Origin of the sequence: Amphibacillus sediminis NBRC 103570 (assembly GCF_001552275.1) — a bacterium.
Classification (GTDB): Bacteria; Bacillota; Bacilli; order Bacillales; family Amphibacillaceae; genus Amphibacillus_B; species Amphibacillus_B sediminis.
Genome location: NZ_BCQW01000002.1, coordinates 23,927 through 49,414 on the forward strand (window position 1 = coordinate 23,927; position 25,488 = coordinate 49,414).

General features: G+C 38.8%; 24 protein-coding genes. 11 read left to right on the forward strand and 13 right to left on the reverse strand.

What is annotated here, in order from left to right; genetic code table 11:
• Positions 1–53: 53 nt before the first annotated feature.
• The gene (locus ASE01S_RS02130; protein ID WP_067837556.1) at positions 54–1,571 is read right to left on the reverse strand and encodes a bifunctional ADP-dependent NAD(P)H-hydrate dehydratase/NAD(P)H-hydrate epimerase; all 1,518 of its coding nucleotides are present in this window, start codon (positions 1,569–1,571) and stop codon (positions 54–56) included.
• Positions 1,572–1,638: 67 nt separating this feature from the next.
• Positions 1,639–1,995 carry a holo-ACP synthase gene (acpS, locus tag ASE01S_RS02135; RefSeq protein ID WP_067837558.1) on the reverse strand — a complete coding sequence of 119 codons (357 nt, stop codon included), beginning with the start codon at positions 1,993–1,995 and terminating at the stop codon, positions 1,639–1,641.
• A 265-nt stretch (positions 1,996–2,260) separates the two neighbouring features.
• On the opposite strand from acpS, the gene ASE01S_RS02140 reads away from it, so the two are divergent.
• Complete coding sequence (locus ASE01S_RS02140) at positions 2,261–3,037, forward strand: rhomboid family intramembrane serine protease (RefSeq protein WP_067837561.1); 777 nt, start codon at positions 2,261–2,263, stop codon at positions 3,035–3,037.
• Positions 3,038–3,116: 79 nt separating this feature from the next.
• Here ASE01S_RS02140 and cshA read toward each other — a convergent pair whose 3' ends face one another.
• Positions 3,117–4,574: a degradosome RNA helicase CshA gene (cshA, locus tag ASE01S_RS02145; RefSeq protein ID WP_067837564.1), complete on the reverse strand. Its 1,458-nt coding sequence runs from the start codon at positions 4,572–4,574 to the stop codon at positions 3,117–3,119.
• A gap of 1,009 nt (positions 4,575–5,583) precedes the next feature.
• Between cshA and ASE01S_RS02150 the strand changes: the two genes are divergently transcribed.
• The 3 genes from ASE01S_RS02150 to ASE01S_RS02160 all read left to right on the forward strand — a co-directional run bounded on the left by ASE01S_RS02150 (position 5,584) and on the right by ASE01S_RS02160 (position 8,695).
• Complete coding sequence (locus ASE01S_RS02150) at positions 5,584–6,444, forward strand: DegV family protein (RefSeq protein WP_067837568.1); 861 nt, start codon at positions 5,584–5,586, stop codon at positions 6,442–6,444.
• Between the two features lie 335 nt (positions 6,445–6,779).
• The gene (locus ASE01S_RS02155) at positions 6,780–7,673 is read left to right on the forward strand and encodes a LysR family transcriptional regulator (protein ID WP_067837570.1); all 894 of its coding nucleotides are present in this window, start codon (positions 6,780–6,782) and stop codon (positions 7,671–7,673) included.
• Between the two features lie 80 nt (positions 7,674–7,753).
• Positions 7,754–8,695, forward strand: a complete 942-nt coding sequence (locus ASE01S_RS02160; protein ID WP_067837573.1) for an NAD(P)H-binding protein — start codon at positions 7,754–7,756, stop codon at positions 8,693–8,695.
• Between the two features lie 375 nt (positions 8,696–9,070).
• On the opposite strand, the gene ASE01S_RS02165 is transcribed toward ASE01S_RS02160, so the two are convergent.
• The 9 genes from ASE01S_RS02165 to ASE01S_RS02205 form a co-directional block, all read right to left on the reverse strand.
• Positions 9,071–9,790: an alpha/beta hydrolase gene (locus ASE01S_RS02165; RefSeq protein WP_067837576.1), complete on the reverse strand. Its 720-nt coding sequence runs from the start codon at positions 9,788–9,790 to the stop codon at positions 9,071–9,073.
• A gap of 54 nt (positions 9,791–9,844) precedes the next feature.
• On the reverse strand, positions 9,845–10,195 hold the full coding sequence (locus ASE01S_RS02170; RefSeq protein WP_067837579.1) for a YppG family protein: 351 nt from the start codon (positions 10,193–10,195) through the stop codon (positions 9,845–9,847).
• Between the two features lie 53 nt (positions 10,196–10,248).
• Positions 10,249–10,506 carry a glutaredoxin domain-containing protein gene (locus ASE01S_RS02175; RefSeq protein WP_067837581.1) on the reverse strand — a complete coding sequence of 86 codons (258 nt, stop codon included), beginning with the start codon at positions 10,504–10,506 and terminating at the stop codon, positions 10,249–10,251.
• A 682-nt stretch (positions 10,507–11,188) separates the two neighbouring features.
• On the reverse strand, positions 11,189–11,656 hold the full coding sequence (locus ASE01S_RS02180; protein WP_067837583.1) for a MarR family winged helix-turn-helix transcriptional regulator: 468 nt from the start codon (positions 11,654–11,656) through the stop codon (positions 11,189–11,191).
• Positions 11,631–13,079, reverse strand: a complete 1,449-nt coding sequence (locus ASE01S_RS02185; RefSeq protein WP_067837587.1) for a hypothetical protein — start codon at positions 13,077–13,079, stop codon at positions 11,631–11,633. The genes ASE01S_RS02180 and ASE01S_RS02185 overlap by 26 nt, the downstream gene beginning before the upstream one ends.
• Positions 13,076–13,771: an ABC transporter ATP-binding protein gene (locus ASE01S_RS02190; protein ID WP_067837591.1), complete on the reverse strand. Its 696-nt coding sequence runs from the start codon at positions 13,769–13,771 to the stop codon at positions 13,076–13,078. Before ASE01S_RS02190 ends, ASE01S_RS02185 begins: the two co-directional genes overlap by 4 nt.
• Positions 13,758–14,276, reverse strand: a complete 519-nt coding sequence (locus tag ASE01S_RS02195; RefSeq protein ID WP_067837593.1) for a GNAT family N-acetyltransferase — start codon at positions 14,274–14,276, stop codon at positions 13,758–13,760. Before ASE01S_RS02195 ends, ASE01S_RS02190 begins: the two co-directional genes overlap by 14 nt.
• Positions 14,277–14,346: 70 nt before the next feature.
• Positions 14,347–15,153 (reverse strand): DUF368 domain-containing protein, encoded by an 807-nt coding sequence (locus tag ASE01S_RS02200; protein WP_067837595.1) that lies wholly within the window; start codon positions 15,151–15,153, stop codon positions 14,347–14,349.
• A gap of 78 nt (positions 15,154–15,231) precedes the next feature.
• Positions 15,232–16,380 (reverse strand): CapA family protein, encoded by a 1,149-nt coding sequence (locus tag ASE01S_RS02205; protein ID WP_245630307.1) that lies wholly within the window; start codon positions 16,378–16,380, stop codon positions 15,232–15,234.
• 395 nt (positions 16,381–16,775) lie between these two features.
• Between ASE01S_RS02205 and ASE01S_RS02210 the strand changes: the two genes are divergently transcribed.
• The 7 genes from ASE01S_RS02210 (at position 16,776) to ASE01S_RS02240 (ending at position 23,423) form a co-directional block, all read left to right on the forward strand.
• On the forward strand, positions 16,776–17,333 hold the full coding sequence (locus tag ASE01S_RS02210) for an HD domain-containing protein (RefSeq protein ID WP_067837599.1): 558 nt from the start codon (positions 16,776–16,778) through the stop codon (positions 17,331–17,333).
• Positions 17,334–17,856: 523 nt separating this feature from the next.
• Positions 17,857–18,735 carry an ectoine/hydroxyectoine ABC transporter substrate-binding protein EhuB gene (gene ehuB / locus ASE01S_RS02215; RefSeq protein ID WP_067837603.1) on the forward strand — a complete coding sequence of 293 codons (879 nt, stop codon included), beginning with the start codon at positions 17,857–17,859 and terminating at the stop codon, positions 18,733–18,735.
• A 124-nt stretch (positions 18,736–18,859) separates the two neighbouring features.
• Positions 18,860–19,522 (forward strand): amino acid ABC transporter permease, encoded by a 663-nt coding sequence (locus tag ASE01S_RS02220; protein ID WP_067837607.1) that lies wholly within the window; start codon positions 18,860–18,862, stop codon positions 19,520–19,522.
• On the forward strand, positions 19,519–20,238 hold the full coding sequence (gene ehuD / locus ASE01S_RS02225; RefSeq protein WP_067837609.1) for an ectoine/hydroxyectoine ABC transporter permease subunit EhuD: 720 nt from the start codon (positions 19,519–19,521) through the stop codon (positions 20,236–20,238). The genes ASE01S_RS02220 and ehuD overlap by 4 nt, the downstream gene beginning before the upstream one ends.
• Complete coding sequence (gene ehuA, locus ASE01S_RS02230) at positions 20,235–21,005, forward strand: ectoine/hydroxyectoine ABC transporter ATP-binding protein EhuA (RefSeq protein WP_067837612.1); 771 nt, start codon at positions 20,235–20,237, stop codon at positions 21,003–21,005. Before ehuD ends, ehuA begins: the two co-directional genes overlap by 4 nt.
• 382 nt (positions 21,006–21,387) lie before the next feature.
• Positions 21,388–22,080 (forward strand): ABC transporter ATP-binding protein, encoded by a 693-nt coding sequence (locus tag ASE01S_RS02235; RefSeq protein WP_067837613.1) that lies wholly within the window; start codon positions 21,388–21,390, stop codon positions 22,078–22,080.
• Positions 22,077–23,423, forward strand: coding sequence for an ABC transporter permease (locus ASE01S_RS02240; RefSeq protein WP_067837616.1), 1,347 nt, complete (start codon positions 22,077–22,079; stop codon positions 23,421–23,423). Before ASE01S_RS02235 ends, ASE01S_RS02240 begins: the two co-directional genes overlap by 4 nt.
• 122 nt (positions 23,424–23,545) lie before the next feature.
• On the opposite strand, the gene typA is transcribed toward ASE01S_RS02240, so the two are convergent.
• Positions 23,546–25,366: a translational GTPase TypA gene (gene typA / locus ASE01S_RS02245; protein WP_067837620.1), complete on the reverse strand. Its 1,821-nt coding sequence runs from the start codon at positions 25,364–25,366 to the stop codon at positions 23,546–23,548.
• Positions 25,367–25,488: the final 122 nt, after the last annotated feature.

Genomic DNA, 25,488 nt, shown 5'->3' on the forward strand with positions numbered 1-25,488 from the left:
TGTCAGCTCCTTTAACTCTAGTTAGAGAAAAAGGGAATGAATAAACCGCTTTATTAGTTAAGACATGTACGAAATGCCTCGGAAAGGTTCTCGATGACATCTGTTGCTAATAGATCGATATTAGAATGACTATGCTTAACAGCTAGATCGGCTGCTAAACCATGAATAAAGCATGCATTTGCTAGCGCCTGTTGGATAGGCTGCTTTTGACAGAGCTGTGCCAAAATAATTCCAGCTAGACAATCTCCACTTCCAGCTTTAGCAAGACCAGCATTTCCCGTTGTGTTAATGGTCTGATTACCTTCTGGATCCGTGATAATTGTATAGGCACCTTTGAGCACTACAAATACATTGTATTGTCGAGCAAATTGTTCGGCAGTATGAAAAGGGTTAGACTTAACCTGATCAATCGTTTTATCAACTAACCTAGCCATTTCTCCTGGGTGGGGAGTTAGAATAGTTGGGTGGTCACGTTCGGCTATTAACTCAAGTTTATCCTTAATGTGGTATAAACCATCGCCATCAATAATGAGCGGTTGCTTGACCGACAGGGTCGTTCTTACCAATCGTTCAGCTAAAGCCAATCGGCCCATCCCCATTCCGATAACCACTGCATGGACGTTATTGATGATTAATTGATAGTTAGCTAGCCACTCATCAGTTAAATCAGCGGCTAGTAAATGATAGATCACTTCAGGCACATGATTAGCTACGGTTTGTTTAACTTCATCAAAGGTAACGACAGTTAGCAAACCTAAGCCTGCCCTTAAGGCTGACTTCGCTGTTAGGGTAATTGCTCCAGGCATTTCTTTCGATCCACCGACAGCTATCCCTTTGCCATGGTTCCCTTTATGGCTATGCTTATCACGCCTTAGTACAGTTAAATTGGCCTTTTCACGCGTCCAAACGTCCTTGCTATACTTTTGAATTAGGGTCACTGGCAGCCCAATATGCACGGTATGCCAATCCCCATAATAGCTAGCATAGTGCTCAATAAATGCACTTGGCTTAGGTGCCTCTATGCAGTAAGTCAGATCAGCTTGAATAGCTGTGCTGAAATAGGGATCAGATTCAGCTGGTACACCACTCGGAAGATCAATAGCAATGGTCTTAGCACTGGATTGATTAACCGCCTTTATTAGGGAGTAAAAGGGCTCTGATAAGCTACCTCTATACCCAATCCCTAATAGAGCATCAACGATTATATCAGCGTGTTCAATCGAAGCTTTAATCGATTTCTCTCCATTAAATCGAATGATTGGGCAACCAAACTGATTAAGTATTGACTTGTGAATAGCAGCGGCACCTTTAATCTTTTGATCAGGAACAACTTGTACGACACGAACATCGAAGCCTAAATTGTACAAATAACGCCCAATGACAAAACCATCGCCACCATTATTACCACTCCCAACCAGCACAAGCGTCTTCATGTCTGGGGTTAATTTCGTTAAAAGCTGCTCAACAATTGCTCGTCCTGCATTTTCCATTAGCAACTCACTCGTCATTCCATACTGCTCAATTGCTTCCTGGTCAACTTTGTACATTGCCTTTGCGGTTATACAATTCATTTTTGTCCCTCCTACCCGCACTACACTATATGAGTTTGTCCGCTTGATTATGCAGACAGGCTGTTAGTTACTGTTCAATAATAACTTGAGCTACAGCATAATGATCACTATGAGAAATTGAAACGAAAAAACGATAATGCTCAAGCCCATGCACGTTGATAATCGGTTGTCCGTATGGATTAGGTAGTATCTCAATGTCACGAAAAGCTAGCTTCCCAATGCCTGTTCCATATGCTTTAGCAAAAGCTTCCTTAGCTGCAAAACGACCAGCTACAAATTCCAGTTTGCGTTTATCAGAAGGTAAATCGTTAAAGCAAGCTTGCTCCTTTACTGTTAGTATTTTCCTACTAAAGCGAGGCTGACTAGCTAATAGTTGTTTGATTCGATTTAGCTCGACAATATCTATACCTGTTCCAATAATCATGTCAATTCACCTTTTTTCTATTTCTATAGACGAAAGAATATTTACTTTCAACGTAGCAAAGATATACGCCTATGTCTAGCCTTTTATGGCTTGGAAGATTTAACTGTTCTACCCCTTATTTTTTTAACAAAAGCTTTAAATGTATTATACATTTTCTACCTTTTCTACTCGTATAATATAGCTAACATTCTAATTGAATGATTTGTCAAATCCTACTGTGTTAGAGTATGATTTAATAGAATGAAAATTAAAGGAGCATTAATCAATGTTTTTTCGAAATGAATCATTTAAAGACTTTATTCGTTACTATCCCATTGTATCCATTATAATTGGGTTTCAGCTCATCGTTTGGCTGCTGATGTTTTTCCAATTGCGCATAGGGGATTTTATTTACGATTGGGGTGTGGGTTTAAACATTGCGGTTAGTCACGGACAATATTGGCGACTTGTCACACCCATTTTTATGCACGATCGCAGTGGCTTTACCCATATTTTATTTAATTCTTTCTCTTTAGTCCTGTTTGGTCCAGCACTAGAACAGATGCTTGGGCGATGGAAATTCTCTTTCGTCTATTTGGCGAGTGGGTTCATTGGTAATGTCTTTACTTACTTTGTAGCCCCACAATCGCTAAACTTCCACCTTGGGGCTTCAGGTGCCCTTTTTGGTCTATTAGGTCTATATGTATATATGTCCTTTTTCCGACCACATTTATTGGATCCCGTTAGTAAGCAAATGATTATTATGTTTAGCTTAATCAGTTTAGTTATGACCTTTTTGCGTCCAGGTATTAACGTTTCAGCACACCTTTTCGGATTTGTTGGTGGATTCGCGCTTGGACCCATTGTCTTAACCCGAGCAAAGCCTTTTTCTCCGTCACTAGTTCGTAGACGTGTCGTGGTGAATGATGGCACAGTTAGATTCGATCCAAATCGTTGGAATAAACGAGGATTTAGAATGAATCGAAATGTCAGCTCAATTATTTGGTGGGTGATCTTTATATTAGCTATTATAGGTTTGTTAGGCAACTTTCTTATCTGGTAATGCTATGGTTTCGTTAGTGATTTTTTCTTTTTTCTATAATAAAAGCTTGTACCGGTTATTAGCCAGTACAAGCTTTTTTTTAAGATTTCGATCCACGTTTATTTTGAAATTTACGATTTCGTCCTTGTGGCTTACCTTTACGCGAAAAATTACGTTTATAATCATTTTTTCCACGATAATTTTTTCGATTGTCGTTATTATTCTTTGTTCTTTTTACACTTACAGGTTGAACAGATGATAAGGTGACAGGTGTCTGACGACGCTCCTTAGTCATCATTTTAAGAGCGGCAGCAACAACCGTGACAGAATCATGCTCATCTAGTAATTCTGTTGCTGTTTCGCGATAATCCTCTAATTGTGCTTTACTAATCGTACGTAAAAGCTTTTCGACGGCAATCTGCTGTTGACCACGACGTGCTTCGTCCATACTTGGAGCCTGCATCCGCTTCATCTTGCTTTTTGTTACTTTTTCAATTAAATGCAAATGCGGGATTTCTCTTGGTGTAATAAATGAGATCGCCACTCCTGTTTTCCCAGCACGGCCTGTTCGGCCGATACGGTGAACATAGCTTTCCGGGTCTTGAGGTATATCAAAATTATAAACATGTGAGACACCTGAAATATCTAACCCTCTTGCCGCTACATCTGTTGCAACTAAAATCTCAATCCGACCATTTTTAAACTTTTTTAAAACATTCATACGTTTTCCTTGAGTCAGATCACCATGAATCCCTTCAGCTCGGAATCCTCTGGCTTGTAACCCTTCGGTTAATTCATCTACCCTTTTCTTTGTTCGACCAAAAATAATTGCCAGCTCAGGAACATGAATATCTAAGAGGTTAGTTAATGCATCAAATTTCTGTTTTTCATGTACTTCAATAAAGTTTTGGTCAATATTTGAGACAGTCATTTCTTTCGACTTAACTTTGACCTCAGCTGGATCACGCATTAAAGTTGTCGCTATATTCCGGATTTCCTTTGGCATTGTCGCAGAGAATAACAAAGTCTGTCTTTCCTCAGGAATCGCTTTTAGAATATCACGAATGTCATCAATAAAGCCCATGTTTAACATTTCATCAGCTTCATCTAAAACTGCTGTATGCACTTCACTAATATTTATACTCTTTCGTCGAATGTGGTCAAGTAAACGTCCAGGCGTCGCAACTACAATGTGTGGCCCTTCCTTTAGCCCTCTAATTTGACGATCCATTTGTTGACCACCATAAATGGGAAGTGTTCTTAATCCTTTAAACTTACCAAGACGGTGCAGCTCTTCGGCTACTTGGATAGCTAATTCACGTGTTGGAGCAACAACCAAGCCTTGAACCTTCCGTGTTTTCTTGTCTATTTTCTCGATCATCGGGATACCAAATGCAGCTGTTTTCCCCGTTCCAGTTTGCGCTTGCCCAATAACATCTTTACCCTCGAGACCTAGAGGAATCGTTTGTTCTTGTATGGGTGTTGCTTCTTCAAACCCCATCTTCTCTAAAGCCTTCATAATCGGTTGTGAAATACCTAATGATTGAAATGTAGTCAATTTCTTTTCATACTCCTTTATCTTATAAAATCTTATCGTGTCACGCTACAACACGTTAACAAATTGCCCTCAACGGCTAATTAGAATACAATCTAATCATAACGAATTAAGTACAGTATAGTGCTAACACCTTCCTGAATTGAGGTGTGTCAATGCCGTCATGTTGACAGCTAATTCTTCAAATATGTCTTAGAAAAAGGCTTAAACGTAAAACAGGCAGCTTTCTCCATACTATATTTAACTAAGGGGATTATGTCTGGCGTTAAAAGGTACTTAGACATGCCGGGAATTTAAAAATGGGCTTATATATTAGCAAAACGATTTGTTACCTATAATAACGAAGCCTCTTTTTATTACCTATTCCCCAAAATCATGCTTAACAACCTCTTAAAATAAAGTGAAACTTCGTTCAGTGGGAGTTTCGACGCATAGGATGTGCTCGTGCAGACGTTGCGACACACGTCGCGAACTAAGTCAGCTTCCTCCCTACTGAACGTTAGTTGAACCAATCAGGCCGTTTACTGGCTGTTGGATCTCCCACTTAGAAATAAAACGTGTTCCCTTATTTCTTGAAGTGGGAGTCTTACAAAAGCCCTTCGATGGGGCGAGTAATCACAGCCCCAGCTACTTACACTCCGATAAACTTTATCAACAATATTTGAACATAAGCCCCTAACACTTATTAACGTGAAAAAAGCCTCCCTCCACACATGGAAGAGGCCTATTTACGAGCATTCAATCGATTATTTTATCTTAACATACTCTTAGCATTAATTCTAGTTATGCACCATAACTTTTCAATAACGGTAAATTAAGTTGACAATAGGCCTTAACTGCACTTAATTTATGTAATAGCTTACATCGCTATTATACCGTATTGCTTGCAATCATATACTTGAATGATTATGATAAATTTAGTAAGCGATTAAACAAGTTACTTTTTATTGGTTAGCTTTGCTAGAGCAATAGTTACACTGCAATAAAAGTAACTAATACAGAAGGTGATATCATGACAATACAGCTTATAACAGACAGTGGAGCAGATTTATCCGATCAAATGAAAAAGGATTGGAATCTTAAAATCATTCCCCTTTATGTTCATTTTGACGGTAAACAGTATGCTTCAGAAGATTTAACAACAGCCTCTTTCCTAACAAAGCTTAGTGAAAGCGAGCAATTTCCCACCTCCTCCGCACCCGGTCCACAACAATATTATCAGGCTTTTAAAAGCACGCCTTCAGATCAGGCGATTATCCACTTTAGTATTTCGAAAGGGGTTAGCAGTGCTTATAATCATGCAATGATGGGGAAAGAAATGCTCTTAGAAGAGGAACCCAACCGAAAGATAGCGGTTATTAACAGTAAATCCGCCTCAAGTGGAATGATTCTTTTAATAAATGAAACCATCACCAAAATTAAAGAGGGACTATCGTTTGAAGCATTGGTTGAGTATATTCACGATAGAATTAAGCACCTACATACCATCTTTATCCTGCAAACTTTAGATAACTTAATTCGTGGTGGTCGTCTCGATAAAGTTAGAGGTGCGGTAGCTAAAACGTTAAATGTTAAGCTCTTACTCCATGCCAGTATTGATGGTAAAATTGAAGTGCTGGAAAAGGTTCGCGGCCATAAAAAAGCAACTCGGCGTTTTATCGAGAAAATTGGCGAATACATTACTGACACATCACAGCGCACCTTAGCTCTTACCCATTGTAATGCACGTGAAAGACTAGAAGAATTTATCGATATGATAAAGGAAAAGTATTCATTTGAGCAGATTATCTTTTCTGAAACTGGCCCTGTTATTTCCGCTCATGGAGGCCAAGGCGCTATCGTCATGTCATTCTTTAGTGATCAGAGACGTTAATAACGACAACGCAAATGTGAGGAGGGACTATTGCCCTCCTCTGAAGTGTACATAGCTTAAAGATAGCAAATGGCTTAACAAAGTCCCATGATTTGACCGCCTAATCCCCAAATTACTTTTCATCTAAATCCTTATTATCATTTTCTCTAGCGAATCAACAGTGACTAATCCGAACCCCCAAAAAAGCTTGTCAATTTGAAAGTTTTTGCGATCACCAACAATCATTGTATAATAAATCAGTAAAGTCACATCGGTGGTGGTATTATTCAAATCTCTTCATGACTACTAAGATACAACATTTTTTTCGCTCAAGGAGCAAATTGGAGGTGTATGAGGTGCATATTGACAAAATCAAATATTTTATAGACCTTGTTGAATGCCGTAATTTTACAGAAACAGCTAAAAGAAACTTTGTTTCACAGACAACCATTAGTCAGCATATTGCAGCGCTTGAAAGAGAATTTAATCTAACGCTTATTGATCGGAAGCAAATACCGATTGAACCAACACAAGCTGGCTGGATGTTTTACGGCGAAGCACTTGTGCTTTGGAAACAATATAATCATATGAGAAAGAGAGCTAAGCACTTTCAACAAGACCATACCCTTATTTTAAGTATTGAGTATTCGACTTTAACCGATATTCAAAGCATTTTAACTTTTATACCAGCCTTCAACAAGGCGCATTCGAACATTAAGCTTGATTTAAATAAAGTGTTATTAAAAAACGTTTCAACCTTTCTTAAAAAAGGCCTTTATGATGTAGCGATTGCAGTCGATTCTGAACTTCAAGGCGATGATAGCATTACAACGCTTCCTCTTTACAAAGGAAAATACAGTGCTACGGTAAGCCGGACACACCCTCTTTTTCACTATGATGCGATTACTAAAGATCAGCTTTATCAATTTCCGTTGGTCATGCTAAATTCCAATGCTATCGGCAATTCCTATTCCTTAATGATTCAGCATGCGATTGAGGATGGCTATCAGCCAAATATCGTTAGAACGGTTGAAGATATTGAAACAGAGCTATTTCATATCATAACAGATAATTTAATTGGCTTCTTTCCTGATAACTATTATCTTAATTATCCCGAGAAGGAAGTACGTTTAATCCCTATTCAAGATACACATCACAATTACCAAATTGAAGTTGGGTTCTTAAAAGAAAACAATAATCCAGCATTAGCACCGTTTCTGTCGACTATTCAAAATTGGTTTTCCCAATAGGTCATTCGTCTTTTATATTAGACTTTGTTCAACATTTCACATAGTATAAAACTATACTAACAATTAAGGAGTGAGCCAAAATGGGAAAACTAATATTAACAGGGATTGATGGAAATCTTGGTAGCCATGCAGCGGAATATTTACTGAACCTTGTAGACAAGGATCAAGTCATTTTTTGCAGCTATAACGCAGAGGCGCTAAAACCCTATGCCGATCAAGGCATTGAAACTCATGTGACAAATTTCAATAGCACTCAAGGTTTAACAGAAGCTTTTGCAGGAGCTGATAAACTCGCTCTAATATCGATGCCTTTTGTTGGAAAAAAGCGTCAACGCGCTCATCAAAATGTTGTTGATTCGGCTAAAGCTGCTGGTGTTAAACAGATCATTTATACTTCGTTAGTTAATGCTGGGGACGAATCAAACCCAAGTGTTGAGAAACTCGATCATATCTTTACTGAAAATTATGTTAAAGGTGTTGGCTTAGATTATATTTTCTTACGTAATTCACAATATGCAGAAGCGATGATTTCCAACTACTTTACCTATGTAAAAGGGGATGGAGTATTAAAAAATAGCCAAGGAAACGGAAAAATGGCCTACATCTCACGTAAAGATTGTGCTAAAGCAATCGCCCATGCACTGCTATCTGACACTTATCATCAGGCTATTCTTAACATCAATGGGCCTGAGCTATTGACAATTTCAGATTTTATCGAGATTGGCAACAACATAACTGGTCATCAAGTAATCTATAAGGAAATTACCGATGAAGAAAACTATGCAATCTTTGATGCCATGGGAGTCCCTCGGACAACAGATGGTGAATTCAAAGAAGGGTCAGAGGCACCATTTTCTTCAGAAGGGATGGTTACTTTCGCCCAAGCTATCCGATTAGGTAAAATGGATAATTTTACTGATGATTTCAAAAAGTTAACTGGTGATGATCCTATAACCGTTGAATATATGTTTTCACATGCTAAAGATTTCCAAGTCGGTGATCGCCATTCTATGGATGATTAACCTAAGCTAGACCATAGTTATCATAAAAACTGAGATGAATAAACAAATATCGCATAACTCATCAAATAAATTGGAGCAGCCAACTAAGGTAGGCTCCAATTTTAAACGTTTGGGAATAAATGTGTGGCGTGATACATGGTCCACCGCAAATAGGGAGGATCGCGTTTGATCATCTTCCCCTTACTCTTTTGTCCCAGCCCCCTTTTCACTAATAGCAACATTATAACTTAGCCATTTAATAATGTAGCAAGTATTTCGAAATAATAGAGGTTAGAACTTATGATCTAAAGCTAAGTATTATAGTCAGTTGCACTTACATAGCCATGGTATGTTCTTACAAAGGAACTTCTTAACCTCATCATATTGTTAGAATAATTATAAAGCAGATCTGTTACTTTTTAGCTTGGCTAATTCTTTTGAGAGAAAATCATGGACAGCTTTAATAACAATTTCTTTATCATCGCCTAAACAAATGAGATGCTTTGAATCTGCATAATAAATAACATCAATATTAACCGGTATTTCTTTATCTAAATAGTGAGTAGCTTTGTAGGGGACCACCCCATCTTGAATTCCCTGTAAAACCAAAACAGGACAAGTAATATCTTGTAAAGACTCACGTGTTGCTTTCATACATTTTAAAAACTCGAGATAAGCACGAGTAGGAATAGCCCCACGCTTGTGTTTATAGTTTTGATAAGTAAAATTATCCTCTATTTCTCCCAATATACGATCGCGTATCATCTGGCTAGCTTCAATTGTCATTTTGATCAAACTTAAGTATTTTCTTGAAGGAGATAGCATAACAAGGCGATCTACTTTATATTTCCCTGCTAAGTAGGCAGCAATCATTCCACCCATTGAGAAACCAACTAAATAAATCTGATCCACTTCTTCAACAAGCTTTCGATAGGCTTGTTCAGCAGCTTCCAGCCATGCTTGATAGCTTGAGTCTTCCAATGTCAATTCAAGTCCGTGACCAGGAAGTGTAGGTACACGAATAACCCAATTAGTATGTTCACGTAAGTATTCGGTTAAAGGCTCGAGTTCATGTGGACCACCTGTAAAACCATGTATAAGTAAACATCCAATCATAACATCTCTCCTTATGTTTGTTCATAAACAATAGTCTTGCCAAAGATGACAAGACTATGTCTTTGCCCCTTTTATAAAAGAGCTAATCCCCTTTATAATGGGTGTGAATTGTTGATAGGTATTCGCAACCTGTCCCGCTGTATTGAATACTTTATCTAGATCAAACTGCCCGTCTTTATCCTGAAAATAGCTCATTAATCCTTTCGTTTGAGGCATTTGCCCTGTAACTGCTTGCGGTTGCTGTGGCGGCTGCCAATGGCTTGGATGGTATGGCGAGCCGTATTGCATAAACGGTTGCGGGTTCGGGCCTGGCCTTGGCGGATAATAATTAGGCGGGGTAGGTGGCTGATGCATGGTTGGCGGTACACGATAGCTTGATTGATAAGGCTGACGATTGGACTGCATAAAAAACACCCCTATACAATAATCTTAGCTATGGTATTGTATGCGCGTTAAACTTAGATGTTCTTATCCTTAAATGATTTTATTAGCTGTTTAATTTTGTACGCTTGATAACCTAATACCTTATCGGTTTCATTTATAATTACTGCAGGAGTGGAATAAACACCCATCCCTTGTAGTTCCAGTAAATAGGTACGTGTCCTACTAATATTTTTAGTCTGATAAGGTACCGCTAGTTGGTCCAATAAATTAATGACACGCTGTGATTCTTTACAATCGTCACTAACATAAACTACAATACCTTTTTCATCCATGACAAACCATGCTCCCTTCAGAAAAATGATGACTGACTTCGTTGTCGGTTATATCAGCAGGCTTTTTTCCCTGAGTATACCAAACTAAAACCCTTTACCTAGGCTATTATTCCCATAAAAAAAGCAGCCAATAAACGTATACCCAGATTCGCATTAGCCAAAACATCATTTTTCTAATTAAGTGAAACTTCGTTCAGTGGGGGTTTACCCATAGGTGTGCTCGTGCAGACGTTGCGACACGACGTCGCGAACTTAGTCAGCCTCCTCTCTCTTCCACTGAACGTTAGTTGAACCAATCAGGCCGTTACTGGCTGTTCGATCTCCCAATGGACATGACGTGTTCCCTTATTTCTTGAAGGGGGAGTCTTACAAAAGCCCTTCGATGGGGCGAGTAATCGCAGCCCTAGCCCGTTACACTGCGATAAATTATCGAGTAAGCAAGGATAGTCACTTTTTCATCATCTTATCAAATGCACCTTGGCGTATTTTTGCCCAGCATTTATCGAGCTTCGCTCGATAAATTTCCGCTGAAAATCGGTGGCCTCCGCCGAAGGTCCTTAGCTTGATTCAGCCAGGGTTTGCCCCTACTGAATGAAATAAATATACATTCATTTGACCACTTAGAGGAGACTTGTGCTGAATGAAGTTAAACAGATCGAAACCTTTGTCTAAAAGCTAACAGTTAATACTTTAGGTTCTCTGCAAAAATCCCCAGTTTTTTCAACAGTTTAATCGCTTGCTGCTTTTCCTCTTCATTTAAACCTGATGTAATTTGTTCAATTTGCTGCCAATGATCAGGAAAAATATCATTCAGTAGCTGCTCACCTTGCTCTGTAATGGAAGCATAGGTAATTCTACGGTCCTTGGCACATTGAATACGCTTAAGATAACCCTTTTTCTCAAGTTTATCTACGACATACGTAATGCTGCCACTTGCTAATAAAATTTTATCACCTATCTTTTGCAAAGGCTGATCCCCTGAATGATACAGCAATTCAAGGACGCCAAAATCTGTTGTATTCAGCCCTTTTTTTCTTATATCCGCCGCTACCTGATCAGCAACTGATCGATATGCCTTAGATAAGACAACAAATAATTTCAAGGATGGGTCTTGCTTTCGTTGTTCATATTGTTTCTTTGCGTGATCCATATTTGTCTCTCCTATTTACAATGTAATTGAGATAAGTATAACGTAAAATAGCGAATATTATAATTGCAATGCTAATAATCGGAAATTTAATACTGTAAATAACACCAAAAAACATAAGTACAGCTAGCAAACTTGTCCAAATTGGCTGCGTTACTTTACTTTTTATTAAAACACGACAATGATGAGTAAGCTGCTCACTAATAAAGAAATAGCCAACACATAAGTAGGCAACCATATGGATCACTAGCCAGAGACGTGATGTAATGATAAAGAAAGCTGGGATGCTAGTGATCAGTGTCCATATTAAAAGCCCCGACCATAACCAGCGAAAAAAAGCAACACGCCAATCATTGATTCGCCACGGTAAAATATAAAGGAGTTTCTCTTTAAACAAAACATCAAAGAAGCTAGTCATTATTTGACTATATAGCACCATAGTGATCGCTACTGCAAAGCCAAAAGATGCAGTAGATTGAATGAGTAAAATCACTAATATTGCGATCATCCCTAGCCACATTTTGAATAATGGTTCCTTCTGTTCTGAAAACATAAAATAAATTAAGCGATGATAGCTCTGATACTTTTTGTTATGATTAAACGGTTTACGAAGCCTTTTATTTCTAACTAGATGATAATAAAAGCCTCGCCGCTTAATTGGCTCCATCGTTACTTTTGATGCAAATCCAACAATTGGGATATTCCATAATATCCGATCGTTAACTTGAGCAACCATTGACCAATTGGATTGATTTACAACTAACCGATAGCCCGATAGATTAATCAGTGCAACACCAAGGAAAATAACTAACCATAGTAGATTTGGAAGCTGTAGTTTAATAAAGGTGATCTGAACAGCTACGACGATTAGCATGGTACCTTGTCCAATGATCCACTTTAAATACCAAGGAAGGTGGAAGATTAACCATTGCGGGATAATCATTAGTGCATCAAGCAGAATAAAGCCAATAATTAAGCTAAGAATCAGAGGCATGGATAGTGGAGTAACCAAATAAATGATTGCCCCAATAGCTAATAACGATCGTGTATATTTTTTGATTCTAACCAATGCATGAAAGCACCAGATCTGCTCCTTCCGATAAGGTAACAACGATAAAAGTAAATCAGAGCTGGTAAACATCACACCTGGTCTTGTTGAGCTATGGATAAATGGACGAATTAAGCCAAGGAACATGATGTTAAGGGGTGCTGTCCAAAAGAAAGCTTCAAAAGCAAGAAATAACTGTTGGTATTGCACGAGAAAATCCCTTACAAATAATAAAATGACAATGAAGAAAAAAGACAAATAAATCAGCATGGTTCGATCGACTAATGTACCGATCGCCATCTTAAGTAGAGATCGTCTTTTCTTCGTGCGATTCTTTTGAATTTCACGAATGACTTTAAAGGTAGAAGGTATGATCAAGAGTCTTCAAACCTCCTCTTAAGCTCTGAAAAGGAAGCCATTTCACCTTGATCTATTATTCTGCCTTGCTGTAGCATAATATAATCATCTGCTAACTCAGTTAAGCGATCTAATTGATGAGTGGTTAATAAGACCATCGTTCCTTGCTGAGCTTTCATGCGTAATTCATTTGCTAAAAAATCAGCAGCATGTACATCTAAGCCCATAAATGGCTCATCGATCAATAATAAATCAACATCAGGTAATAAGGCACAAATAGCTTGAACTTTTTGGCGCATTCCTTTTGATAAAGATTCAGGATATTCATTCAGTTTATCTTTAATTTCTAAGCTATCAATGTAGTTGTGAACTTTATCCTCTGTTTCAGCTTCATTCAGATTATAGCTATTCATATAGAGTTGGAAATGCTGTTGTACCGTTAATTCTGACAATAACAAGGGTTCTTCCGGGATATAGGCCAGTTTTGATTTAAATGTGATAAAATCATCCAGCTGTTGCACGTCATTTAAAGTTACTGCACCTTCTTTAATGTCCACCAAGCCCAAAATCGATTTCATAATCGTGGACTTACCTGCCCCATTATGACCAATAAGAGCAGTAATCGAATTGGGCTTTAAGGTAAAGTTCACTTGATCCAATATCTTTTTTTGTTGAATTGCCACCGTTACATCATGATAATTAAATCCATTCATTAGCTAACTCCGATCTGGTTAATTTCTTTTCAAAATAAACCAATTGTTCATTCTCATACTCTCTAACTTCGACAAACTGAAACCCATGTCGCTTAAACAAACGTTGGGCATATTCATTTTCACTGTAAGTGTCGGTTGTTAAATAATTAACTCCTGAATCTACAGCTAGTTGCTCTGCAAAAGCAAGAAATTGATCAGCTGCTCCTTGTCCACGATAGTCAGGATCAATAGCGATCCGTTTAATCGTCCATGCCGGTTCATCATGTGACCAATTAATTAGGTGGTACTCTTGATGTCCACGTTTGCTAATCGTACATACTCCACGAATTATGTCCTGATTTTCGAGTACATAGAGCTCTCCCCGCTTTAAATCTTTTTGATAGTCTGCTTGGGACGGGTAGCTTTCATCCCATTGTTGACTGCCTTGTGCATTCATGACTTCAACTACACGTTTAATCATGACCATAATGGCATTCATATCTATTTGAGCTGCTTTTCTTATCATTTTGTTTCATCCCCTTTGGTTAGAAAAGAGACATAATCTCAGATCATGTCTCCCTAACTATTCATTCTATCTATTGTCTTAAGGCTAGTAAGTAAGCGACGGCCAAGCCAGTGAAAAAGGCAACTGCACTGGTAATAAGCTCGAATGTGGTTTGTGGCCAGCCAGGAAAAATCACAAAAATCGAACCAATGACTAACCCTATTACTACCGCGTATGTCGCATATGCATAATGAGTCAGAAAATATTTAATAATTTTGCTCATAACAATGATCCCAACACCAATACCGGCTGCTACAACGATTAAAATATCAAACTTAAGTTGCGAAACGGCATTGATCACGGTACCGTATGCTCCAATAATAAGTAACACTAAAGAACCACTTATTCCCGGTAGAATCATAGCTGTACTACCTAAAAAGCCAGCAAAAAATAAAAAGACATATTCACGTAAATGAATGTCAACTATAACAAATGCTTCATTGCCATGTAAGAAAGCTAGCGATCCAGCAATAACGACACCGATAAGGAGCATTAAATAATGGGTTACTCTAAAATTCTCACTTGCTCCCGATCTTTTTAATAGATAAGGTAGTACACCCAAAATAAGACCTAAAAAAGCAAATTGTGTTGGTTTAGGATGGTGCTCAAAAAGCCATTCTAATAAACCAGATAGTAACCAAACTGCACTCACGATGCCAATCCCAAGCGGGATAAGAAAGCTCAGATGTTTTCGCCAATCCTTGCTAAACAACCCATTAATCGATAGAATTAATTGATCATATATTCCTAGCACAAGTGCGATCGTCCCACCACTCACACCTGGTACCACATCAATTGCTCCCATCATAAAGCCACGATAAATATTTTTCCAGTGCATGATGTTCTCCTTTTATAAAATCTCGTATTTTTACATTATAGCAAAATGACATTTTACTGCCTAGCTTCGGGCCATATTTTAGTTAATAAAATCTAATTCTGGTAACCATTGCGACATATGCTCTTTAATCTCCTCATAATGATAGCGAGCGGCTTCGAGCTGCTGATCAGTTAATTCATGCATCGGTATCATTCTAAACTGATGCGGGGGATTTTCTGCAAAGGTTACATATGTCGGCAGAAAACGTGGTGATGTGATTTCAGTAGTAGAACCTTCTTGATCCACTTCTTTTTTAATGGTTAACTCTAATATACCACCTATTTGACGGTAGAGCTGATCTTGACCGGATAAGAAATTGCCAAGTGAATAGATGACCAGTGTTTCTTGACCATCTTCTCTTTCTAGCCATTCAATCGGCTGTAAAACATGGGGGTGATGACCTAAAATGACATCAACACCTAAGTCGGCGACAAACTGAGCCAGCTCCTTTTGTTGTTCATTCGGCATTCTGACATATTCATCACCAAAATGCAAATGCATCACAACAACATCTGCATGCTGTTTCGCTAACTGAACATCATGGGAAATTTGTTCCCGATCAATTAAATTGATTAAGTATTCTTTCCCATCTGGAATCGGAATGCCATTCGTACCATAACTATAGCCCAAAAATGCTAGCCCAATATTATTTTTTTCTACGGTTCTAATTCGATCTCGATCAGAGAAACTACGATATGAACCAACATATTCAACACCTAATTCATCCCAATAATCAAGAGCTGAGTAAACCACCTCTTCACCTCGATCTAAAGTGTGGTTATTAGCTAGGTTAACTAAATCAACTCCCACCTCTTTTAACATATCACCGACTTCTTTTGGACTGTTAAAGGATGGATAGCCTGATAAGCCATATTCCTCTCCACCAATCATTGTCTCTTGATTAGCGGTAACCACATCTGCCGCAGTTAAATAAGGGGCTACTCTTTCAATCATAGGCATAAAATCAAAACCTTGATCTGTACGTGCATCATCATAAACCCGATCGTGGATCAGAATATCACCAATAGCCGCTAAGGTTATTTCGTATAGCTCAGGTCCGGATTCCACCTGCTTATCTTCTAGCTCTAGTTGACTATCCTCAGCAAACTGGGCTTGATCCTGTTTCTGATTATTACAGGCTACAAGGGATAGTACAGTAATGATTATCATTAATTTTATCCATCTCAATTTTTACCCCTCCACTAAATATAAGAGATTATTATTCTATCTGATCATTAGTATAACAGATAGTCAGCTTTATTATCAGAATAAAAATCGGTATAATGGGATTACTTTACAATAAAGTGAAAGTTCGTTCAGTGGGGTTTCGACACATAGGATGCTAGTGTAGACGTTGCGACACGACGTCGCGAAATTAGTCAGCTTCCTCTCTCTCACACTGAACGTTAGTTGAACCAATCGGGCTGTTACTGGCTGTTGGATCTCCCATTTATACATGACGTGTTCACTTATTTCTTGAAGGGGGGTCTTACAAAAGCCCTTCGATGGGGCGAGTAATCGCAGCCCCAGACCGTTACACTGCGATAAACTAAGGTCAGATTTAAAAAAAGGGGGATACCCGTATGTTTAATCAATCATTAATGGATGCAATCACATATGCCACACAAAAACACGAGGGACAGCGACGCAAAGTAGATGAAACACCGTATATTGCGCATCCTTACCGTGTAGCGATGTTGCTCAAGTCCTATCATTGTGCCGATCATGTTGTCATTGCAGGCCTCTTACATGATATCGTTGAAGATACTGATGGAACATTCGCAGAACTTGACCATTTGTTTGGAAAAAACGTGACCCAATTAGTCAAATATCTTACAGAAGAGAACAAAACAGTCGATTGGGAGCAAAGAAAACAACATAGCATTGCCAAAATTAAGCATGCGCCACTAGAAGCTAAATTGATTATTTGTGCTGATAAAATTGATAACCTTCAGTCGATGCTTGATAGTGAAGCTAGGTTGGGTGAATCGATTTGGCAAGCCTTTGACCGAGGAAGAGAGCATCAACAATGGTACTATCAAAGCATGTATCAAAGTGTTATTTATCAACAAAACTCAGCCCAGCTCCACCCTTTAATCCAAAGCTATAAAACATTATTAGATCAGTTTTTGACAAAGTAATGTGGCTTTCAAGAAAACTTAACCAAATCGTAACCTTCAAAAGAGCCGAAATTAGAAGTAAGCAGATCGAGTCGTGATCGGAAGAGAACAAATCTTACTCCTTTAGTAAGGTAAACACCAACCAACACTGTGACGCAATGCTTATTATTGGTCATTTTGAACAACCGCTTTTATAAACCAAAAAGACAGCCCAAGCTAAAGCTGCCCTAAAGATTACCACGTGTAATTTTCTAGGGCAGCTCTTTTTTTCCAAAAGTATGGTAAAGAAAATAAAAAGATACCAGACTATTTATGGGGATCTGAAAGCTGTTTAAATCAAACGGCTAAATTTGCTCTTATAACGCTAAGAATGAGCCTATAGCTTATTTGAAGTGACACATTATCCTCGTTATCATTATTACATGCATGGCAAAAGATTTTGCTCCAGAAATTTTGTAAAATGTGACATTACAAAAGAAACCCATGTCACAGAAGAGGAAACAGTCCGGATTGTATTCCTAATTAAATGAGGAGGTTTTTCAACTTGAAACATTTAGTGAAGGGTTTATTCCTAGCTATCAGCCTTATCATTGTAGCAGGATGTAGCAATGGAAATAATGATGATGATCAAAGTAGTTTAGAGCAATTACAAGATGCAAGAAGGGTAACCATTGGATTTTCGAATGAAGCGCCTTACGCCTATGAAGAAAATGGCGAGCTTAAAGGTGCTGCAGTCGAAATTGCTACCGCTGTCTTTGCTGAACTTGGAATCGATCATGTAGAAGGGCAACTAGCCGAATGGGGACAACTTATCCCAGGTGTCCAAGCTGGACAGTTCGATGTTATTACAGCAGGTATGGCGATTACACCAGATCGAGCAGAGAATGCCCTATTTGGAGAACCAGAGATGATGTATGGTGAAGGTTTAGTCGTCGCTGCCGGAAATCCACATCAACTTTATAGCTACGAAGATATCGCTAATAATCCTGATATTACGGTTGTAGTCATGGAAGGTGCTACCGAATATGAATTTTTACTTGAGTCAGGTGTTAGCGAAGATCAAATTACCACAGCGTCTGATATCCCTTCAACCTTCTCCGCTGTTCAGGCAGGTCGTGCTGACGCAACTACGGGAACTGAAATGACAGTCCGCATGGCATTTGAATCAGCTAATAACACTGATCTTGAGCTCGTTGAAGACTTTCAACAGCCAGAGAATATTGAGGGCATCCCAAGTTACGGGGCGGCAGCATTTAGTTTAGAGAATGAACAACTACGTGACGCATACAATGAGGCCCTACAGGAACTGAAAGAAGATGGAACTGTACAAGAAATACTTGAGGCTAATGGCTTTCACCCAGAAAATAACTTTCCACCTGAGGATGTTACAACAGAGAGCATCATTAGTGGTGAAAATTATTAATCACTAACAACTAGATAAGCAGTCGATTAAGACTCCATCGGGTCCAGTTCCCCACTAGCCTTGGGGGCTGGATTATTTCTTGCTTTGAAATTCCATTATTAATAAATTGCTAAGGAGTGATGATATGAATCCAATTATGGATATTGCACCACAGCTAGCACGGGGCTTAAGCATTACCCTTACTATTCTAGTCGCCTCAGCTTTATTTGCTTACCTGATGGCATTTATTGCAGGCCTTTGTAGCCTATCTAAAAATATCTTGATTAGAAAAATCACCGGCCTATATGTTGAAATTTTTCGTGGGACTTCATTAATTGTCCAGCTTTTTTGGCTTGTTTATGCTATTCCAATTTTGTTTGGGCTATCGCTTGCCTCGAATTGGGTTATTGGAGTGATGGCAATTGGATTAAATTATGGTGCTTATCTCTCTGAAGTGGTTCGAAGTTCGATTTTGGCCGTAGCACCAGGGCAATTTGAGGCAGCAATCGCATTAAACATGTCAAGCTTTCAACGGATGCGTTTAGTCATCTTCCCTCAGGCAGTTCGGATGATGTTACCTGAATTCGGAAATTACACCATTCAAATGTTAAAAGGAACAGCATTAGTCTCATTAATTGGACTAAATGATGTCTTATATTTCGGCAATATTTTGAGGAGCTCAAATCTATCTTATGGACCACTTATTTATATCATGGTTTTGGTCTTTTACTTTATCCTCGCTTTGCCGTTAATCTTCTTAACAAGAAAAGCCGAGAAAGTAGCTAAGAAAGGAGTGGCCAGCTCATGAACACGAATTATTGGAGTTGGGATCGCCTGACAGAAGCTTTCCCTTTCGTACTTGAAGGAATTGGAATGACCATTGCTGTAACATTCGCAACGTTTCTCTTTGCTCTAATCTTCGGTTTTGTATGGCTATTCTTACGTCGTATCCCTAATCGCAGCCTGAACTGGTTTGTTACATGGATAATGGAGTTCATTCGGTCAACTCCACCTTTAGTTCAGTTGTTTTTTCTTTATTTTGCTTGGCCAGTTATTCCCTATGTTGGCGTGACATTAAGTGCATTTACATGTGCTGTTGTCGGTCTAGGTATCCACTTCAGTACTTATATTGGTGAAATTTACCGTTCAGGAATTGAAAGTGTTGAAAAAGGCCAATGGGAAGCAGCTACAGCTCTCAACTTTTCGATTCGAGATAAGTGGTTGAAAATTATCTTACCTCAGGCTATTCCACCAACCATCCCAATGCTTGGCAACTATTTTATTATTTTATTTAAAGAAGTACCTATTACTTCAACCATTGGTGTTCAAGGTATTTTATATATGGCCAATACTTTTGGCGCTCGAAATTGGGCCTATATTGAAGCTTTAACTATTGTTGGCTTAATCCTACTCGCCTTAAGTTATCCATCAGCCCTTTGCATTCGTAAACTTGAAGTGAAGATGAATACACGATTCAATAATAACGCAAATAAAAAAACAAATAAAGGAGTGACGTCGCAATGACTGAACCAATAGTTCGCTATCAGAATGTCCATAAATCTTTTGGTGATGTAGAGGTATTAAAAGGGATTGATTTAGATATTTATCCAGCAGAAAAAATTGCCATAATTGGTCCAAGCGGTTCAGGTAAAACCACGATTATTCGCATGTTGATGACGTTAGAAGAACCAACATCAGGGGATATCATTGTTGATGGAACAAACCTTTGGAAAATGGAAAAGGACGAAAAGATGGTAAAGGCAAACGAAAAACACTTACGTTCAGTCCGAGGCGATATTGGAATGGTCTTTCAGCATTTTAATCTATTTCCACATATGACCATATTAGAAAACTGCATGACTGCACCCATTCATGTCAAAGGAGAAGACAAAAAGGAGGTTGAGCAACGGTCAATTGAAATGCTTGAAAGAGTGGGCTTAGGTGATAAAATTCATAATTATCCGAGTCAATTATCTGGTGGGCAAAAGCAACGAGTAGCGATGGCGCGCGCGCTTGTTATGCGTCCAAAAATCATGCTTTTCGATGAAGTAACCTCCGCCCTAGATCCTGAACTAGTTGGAGAAGTGCTTGAAGTCATTCGTGACATTGCTAAAAATGACGATATGGCGATGGTGCTTGTTACTCATGAAATGGACTTTGCATTAGATATCGCAGATAAAGTGCTCTTTTTAGATGAAGGCGTTATTGCAGAACAAGGTACTGCTTCTGATATTATTGAACATTCTCAAAATGAACGTCTTCAAGAATTCCTTAGTCGCTTTAGAGCTTAATTTCGATTTGAATGATAATGAATTAAAACGATTAACAAAACTCCGGTCATCATTGTTTGGTGATCGGAATTTTTTGTAGCTATGTACGCATTTGAAAACTCGCCCCATCGAAGGGCTTTTGTAAGCCTCCCACTTCAAGTAATAAGGGAACACGTCTTGTCTAAATGAGAGATCCAACAGCCAGTAACAGCCAAACTGGTCAACTTACGTTCAGTGGGGAGAGAAGAAGCTGGCTAAGTTCGCAACGTCGTGTCGTAACTCACCCCCACTGAACGAAGTTTCACTTATGTCCCCATATTATTATCCATGACGATATTTTTTTGCATCTTTTTGTAAATTTGTCTCGTCATGTTAGTAGGAAATTAAAATTGGAGGATAGTATATGATTACAGTAAAGAACTTGTCACACCATTTTGAGATGGGGAAAAAAGGACAGAAAACAATATTACCTGTACTTCATGACATTAATTTTTCGGTTGAAGCTGGAGAAGTCGTAGCCATAATCGGTCGCAGTGGTTCAGGTAAATCAACCTTATTAAACTTAATAAGTGGCTTCATTAGACCAGTCTCTGGTCAAATCATAATTAATCATACTGAGGTCAGTACGTTTACCGAAGCCCAATTTGCTGATTTTCGACTGGATCAGCTCGGTTTTATCTTTCAAAATTTTCAACTTATTCCAAGTATGACTGCTTATCAAAATGTAGAATTGCCTTTAATCTTAAAAGGTATGCCAGAAAAAGATCGTCAAGCTTTAACTAAACAGACATTAGCTAGAGTAGGACTAGGACAATTTCATAATCATTATCCAAGTGAACTATCTGGTGGCCAACAACAACGAGTCAGTATCGCAAGAGCGCTGGTGCTTAATCCCCCTTTGATACTAGCTGATGAGCCGACAGGTAGTCTGGATAGTGAAACAGAAGCAAGCTTGCTTGACTTTATTAAACAGTTAAATCAAGAGCTTGGCATTACCTTTTTGATCATTACTCATGACAAAGAAGTAGCCAAAATCGGTAATCGTACTATCGAATTACAAGATGGTAAGCTTATTGAAGGAGGGCAACTCTCATGACATTTAAAGATAAGATAAAATTTGTCAGACAAAATATGAAGAAAAACAGGATGCGTATCTTTATGACTGTACTAGCAACCGCTATGGCAAGTGCTTTCTTAATTGTACTTGCTTCAGTTGGATTCGGTCTTCATGATACATTACTTAAGGACATAATGGAGCAAGATACCATTAATGAAATCTCGATTTATGGTTATGAAAATGAAGCAGAATATCGTGAAATTAACGACCAAGATATTAGCTATTTTGAAACCCTTGATAACGTCCGGTCAGTCACACGGAGAAACTATTTAGCCCAAGCGATTCATTATCAAATAAATGGTTTTGAACTATCTAACGAATACTCAGAGTCACAATTTGTTCATTTTCCGTCTGAGCAAAAAGCAGGTATGACATTAGCAGAGGGAGATTACCCTTCGAAAGCCAATGAAGTTGTCGTCGGCTACCATTTTGTTGATCAGTTATTGCCAACCGGTTTAGATCCGGAAGAAGTATATGATGAGCAAGGAAATAGAAATGCTGGCACGCTTTTTACTGAAGATATTATCGGCCAAACTTTATCTTTTGAGATTGAAAAATATGATGAGGATGACAATGTAGAGACGAAAGCTTTTGAGGTTGTCGTCGTTGGTGTAACAGAAGAACCTAGTCGAGAATGGGCGGTTGATACAACCATCTATATGTCTGAACTATTTCAACAAGAGATTGAAGCCTTTACGGAAGCACGAAATGGAAATCCTTATGCATTTGAGGTCACTGATCAAGAAGCAGAGCGGACCTATGAAATTGTCAAGATATATACCCACTCCTTACAACAGGTAGAGGACTTAACAACCCATTTAAGTGAAGAGAATTATTATGCCTATTCCGTTGCCAATGAAATTAGACAAATTAACATGCTATTTTCAATTGCTAAAGCTGGTTTAATTTTTATTGGAACAATTGCTGTTTTAATTGCATCAATCGGGATCTTTAACACAATGACCATGGCCGTAACAGAGCGTGCTCCTGACATTGGAATTATGAAGGCAATCGGTGCAAATCCAAAAACAATTAAGCAAATATTTTTGTTGGAAAGTACTTATATCGGTATGATCGGAGCTTTAATTGGAACAGCCATCTCTTACCTGATTAGTTTTGCTGTTAATCTCGGCATACCTCTCATTTTGGAAGCTGTTTTTGACGACCAACTACCGGAAGGATTGAAATTCTCATCGATTCCGTGGAGTCTTGTTGCCATTGCGATTACAATCTGTCTGGTGGTTACGATCATTTCTGGCTCTCGTCCTGCCAAGAAAGCAACACAAATCGATGTTTTAAAAGCGATGCGAAGAGATATTTAGTATTTATCGCAGTGTAACTGGAGAAGGATTACATTCACTATATTAAAAATGCGTATCGACAAAATGTCGATACGCATTTATTAAATCTGTCATCTATTTTCTTATTAATCAGAAGCTCTGTGTTATTTCTTCTTAGCTGCTTTTTCACGTTCACTCTTATTTAATATTTTCTTACGTAACCGGATCGACTCTGGTGTAACTTCACAGTACTCATCATCGTTTAAGTATTCAATCGCCTCTTCCAAGGACAATTGACGTGTTTTACGAATGGTAGAGGTTTGGTCCTTTGTAGCAGATCGAACATTGGTTAAGTGTTTTTCTTTGGTTATATTAACCGTCAGATCATTGTCACGGTTATGTTCGCCAACAATCATCCCTGCATAGACCTCTGTACCTGGCTCAACAAAAATTACGCCACGATCCTCTAGATTCATGATTCCGTAAGTTGAAGCCTTACCGTTTTCTAAAGCAACAAGTACGCCTTGACGACGCCCTCCCACTTTACCATCAACGACAGGCTCATAGCTATCAAAGGTATGATTAATAATGCCATAGCCTCGCGTTTGGGTCATAAATTCAGTTGAATAACCGATTAATCCACGTGAAGGCACTTTAAATTCGAGTCGAACTTGTCCATTACCTTGATTAACCATATCCAGCATTTCACCTTTACGTGAGCCGAGCGACTCCATAACAGCCCCTGTATGCTCCTCTGGCACATCAACTTGAACACGTTCCATCGGTTCACACTTGACTCCATCAATTTCTTTAATAATGACCTGAGGCTTTGATAATTGAAGTTCGTAGCCTTCGCGTCTCATATTCTCAACTAAAATCGAGAGGTGAAGCTCACCACGACCAGAGACAATCCAAGCATCTGGTGATTCTGTTGGATCTACTCGCAAGCTTACGTCTGTTTCTAACTGCATCATTAGACGTTCTTCAATTTTCCTCGATGTAATATATTTCCCTTCTCTACCGGCAAAAGGGCTGTTATTGACAACAAACGTCATTTGTAAGGTTGGTTCGTCAATATGCAACAAAGGCAGTGCCTCGAGATGATCAACTGGACAAACCGTCTCACCAACATTGATATCTTCTAAACCTGTTAATGCAATAATATCCCCTGCACGGGCATGTTCGATTTCAATTCGTTTTAACCCTAAGAAGCCAAACATTTTCGTGACACGGAAATTCTTCGTTTGACCATCCTTTTTAATAAGGGTAACTTGCTGCCCTACCTTAATTGATCCACGATTAACACGGCCAATACCAATTCGGCCAAGATAATCATTATAATCAAGTAATGTGACTTGAAATTGCAGCGGCTCTTCGTTGTTATCTACCGGAGCCGGAATATGACTCATAATCGTTTTAAAAACAGCTTCCATTGATTTTTCTTGTTGATCAGGCTCTTCACCAGAGGTCCCATTTAAAGCTGATGCGTAAACGACCGGAAACTCAAGCTGGTTATCATCAGCACCAAGCTCGATAAAAAGATCCAATACCTCATCGACGACTTGATCTGGCCGAGCATTTGGTCGATCAATTTTATTTAATACGACAACAGGGGTTAGCTTTTGTTCTAAAGCTTTTTTTAAAACAAAACGTGTCTGTGGCATACATCCTTCATAAGCATCAACCACAAGAAGCACGCCATCAACCATCTGGAGAATCCGCTCAACCTCTCCGCCAAAGTCGGCGTGTCCAGGGGTATCTAATATATTTATCCGAGTATTTTGATAGTTGATCGCTGTATTTTTAGCTAAAATGGTAATACCACGCTCGCGCTCTATATCGTTTGAATCCATCGCTCGCTCGTCGACATGCTCATTATCACGAAATGTCCCTGAATAGCGAAGTAGCTGGTCAACCAAAGTCGTTTTACCATGGTCGACGTGTGCAATAATCGCTATATTACGAATATCTTCTCTTAATTGCATCCCTTTACAACTCCTCTTTATAAAGTGAAACTTCGTTCAGTGGGGGGCGACGCATAGGATGTGCTCGTGTAGACGTTGCGACACGACGTCACGAACTTAGTCACCTTCCCTCTTCCCCACTG